The following is a 2,504-nucleotide window of genomic DNA, read 5'->3' as shown; positions in this document are numbered from 1 at the left end:
AAAAAAATGCTTAAATTGTATTGATGAAAGATCAATTTTTTAGGCTCTGGAAGAATTTTTTTTATTCTCTTCCTATTTCCCTTCTATTAAATCACTTTAAGAGAAATCAGGTTTTGCTCCTCTGTTGGGTGCTGCTTTTTGCTATTGTATCTGGCGGATTTGGCAATTATCTGGGTGTGCCTTACCTTTTTTTAGACCCTGTTTACCTCAACAAAGTAAACTTCTATAGCTTTTTCATCATAGGTGTGGTGCTGGCTGGCTTTAGCATTGCTTTTCATATTACAACCTATATCGTAGATGCTCACAGGTTTTCTTTTTTAGGCACTATCTCAAGACCTTTTACTGTCTTTAGCCTCAACAATAGCTTAATACCCTTCGCTTTTTTGTTTTGCTATGTGATTTTCATCATCCGCTATCAAATTGCTAACGAATATTCTTCTTCAGAAAAACTCATGGTAGATATTGCCGGGCTTTTACTCGGCTATATCATCATGACACTCATTTTATTTGCCTACTTCTGGTTTACCAATAAAGACATTTTTAAGTACGTGGTGTGTAAGGTAGACGAAAAGCTGAAACAAAACATTAAGGTGACACGAGCCAGTGCTATGAAAAAGCTCAATATCGCTCGTAAAAAACAGATTGCAGTCAATAATTACCTCAACCTAAAGTTTGAACCTAAACCCGTTACTGAGGACCAATTCTACGATAGAAATACGATTCTACAGGTTTTTGACCAGAATCATTTTAATCTGGTGATCATAGAAATACTTATTCTTGCCTTGCTTCTTATTATGGGTATTTTCAAAGATTATGAGATTTTCCAATTACCTGCTGCAGCTAGTGTCATTCTGTTTCTCACCATTTTTGTAATGTTTGCTGGCGCTTTTTCCTACTGGTTTGGCAATTGGTCTGGGACAGCAGCTCTGGCACTCATTATTGTTTTAAATATTCTGGTAAAAGAAAATATTTTTGATAGCACTTACCAGGCATATGGCCTTAATTATGAAAAAGATCCCGTCCCCTACACGCTAGGTGCGGTAAGTGAGTATAGCAATGCCACCTACAGAGATATTGACTATAAAAACACCCTTGAAATACTTAATAATTGGCGTGCTAAATTTCCGGCCGACCAAAACCCTAAATTAGTTTTTTTATGTACTAGTGGTGGTGGCCAACGAGCTGCTCTTTGGACACTCAACGTACTTCAAAATGCTGATAGTCTTACAGGTGGTCGATTAATGGACCAGACTGTATTAATTACAGGTGCATCTGGTGGTCTCATTGGTGCAAGCTACTTTAGAGAGTTACTGCTGAGAAAAAAAACTTCCAATGACAATTCTTTATACGGTCGACAACATTTGGATAGGTTGGCAGGAGATAATTTAAACGCGATTATATTTAGTATGCTAATGAATGACCTTTTTGTAGGCTTTCATGAGTTTGAATATAATGGCCTTGATTACAAAAAAGATCGTGGATATGCATTTGAACAACAACTTAATAAAAACACAAATTTCATTTTAGACAAGCCACTCAAGGCTTATCTAAAACCTGAAAAAGAAGCCACAATACCAATGCTGGTTATGGCCCCTACTATCATCAACGATGGTCGCAAGCTATACATATCTCCTCAGAATGTGAGTTATCTTATGAACAGTCAGGATTCTGTTTACATGGGTGATAAAGTAAATGCCATTGATTTTATGCGATTTTTTGAAGCACACGGAAGTGAGAACTTAAGGTTTTTGAGTGGATTAAGAATGAGTGCTACTTTTCCATACATCACTCCAAACATAACATTGCCTAGTGACCCACCTATGGAGATTATGGATGCTGGAATCACCGATAATTTTGGCATATCTGATGCTGTCCGTTTTTTATATGCTTTTAGATCATGGACCGCAGCTAATACCGATGGTGTCGTAATCGTATCGATCAGAGACTCAGAAAAAGACGGGCCTATAGAAAAACAAACCAATCTTTCACTTTTTGAGCGTTTCACGCTACCAATAAGTAGCATTTATCAGAACTTTGAGAGCTTGCAAGATATTACCAACGATAATAAAATTGAGTTTGCCCGCTCGTGGTTTGAAGGTGAGATTTCAAGAATTGATATTCAGTACGTACCTGCCGATAATAATAAACTCAACTTATCGACTCCTGATAGCCTTAGAATGGAAAATACTAAAAGAGCTTCCCTAAGCTGGCGACTCACCAGCCGAGAGAAGCAAAGTCTGATTGACAACATCAATACCAGTAAAAACCAAAACGCTATAAAAAAACTGGCAAAGATTATCGGAAATTAATTTCCAACAGACTTGAGGATTTTTCTTGCCAACACCTGATCCCCGTACGAGATCTTAAGTATGTATAGTCCTCCTTTTAGGTCACTTAGGTCCAACTCTAAGCGATTGTTTATATCATGATTATCTGAGTATTTAGCTACTCCTTCTACAGTATTTACCTCCACTAAAATATCTTCACCTTTAGGTAAGTTTGAC

2 protein-coding genes are annotated in these 2,504 nt (G+C 37.2%); one reads left to right on the top strand and one right to left on the bottom strand.

Translation table 11 applies throughout. The features are described 5' to 3' along the window. Positions 1-23 precede the first annotated feature (23 nt). Positions 24-2,309: an MFS transporter gene (locus E1176_RS02400; RefSeq protein WP_246205915.1), complete on the top strand. Its 2,286-nt coding sequence runs from the start codon at positions 24-26 to the stop codon at positions 2,307-2,309. On the opposite strand, the gene E1176_RS02395 is transcribed toward E1176_RS02400, so the two are convergent. Then, positions 2,306-2,504 (bottom strand): T9SS type A sorting domain-containing protein (locus E1176_RS02395; protein ID WP_155208974.1); only part of this gene is annotated, 199 nt, incomplete at its 5' end. The genes E1176_RS02400 and E1176_RS02395 overlap by 4 nt on opposite strands.

Source organism: Fulvivirga aurantia (genome assembly GCF_009711475.1).
Lineage (GTDB): Bacteria > Bacteroidota > Bacteroidia > Cytophagales > Cyclobacteriaceae > Fulvivirga > Fulvivirga aurantia.
This window is presented reverse-complemented; position numbering and strand designations above follow the sequence as displayed.

What these genes read in the sequence shown, in the direction of transcription:
- E1176_RS02400 (WP_246205915.1), top strand. Translation starts at nt 24, where the DNA reads ATGAAAGATCAATTTTTTAGGCTCTGGAAGAATTTTTTTTATTCTCTT.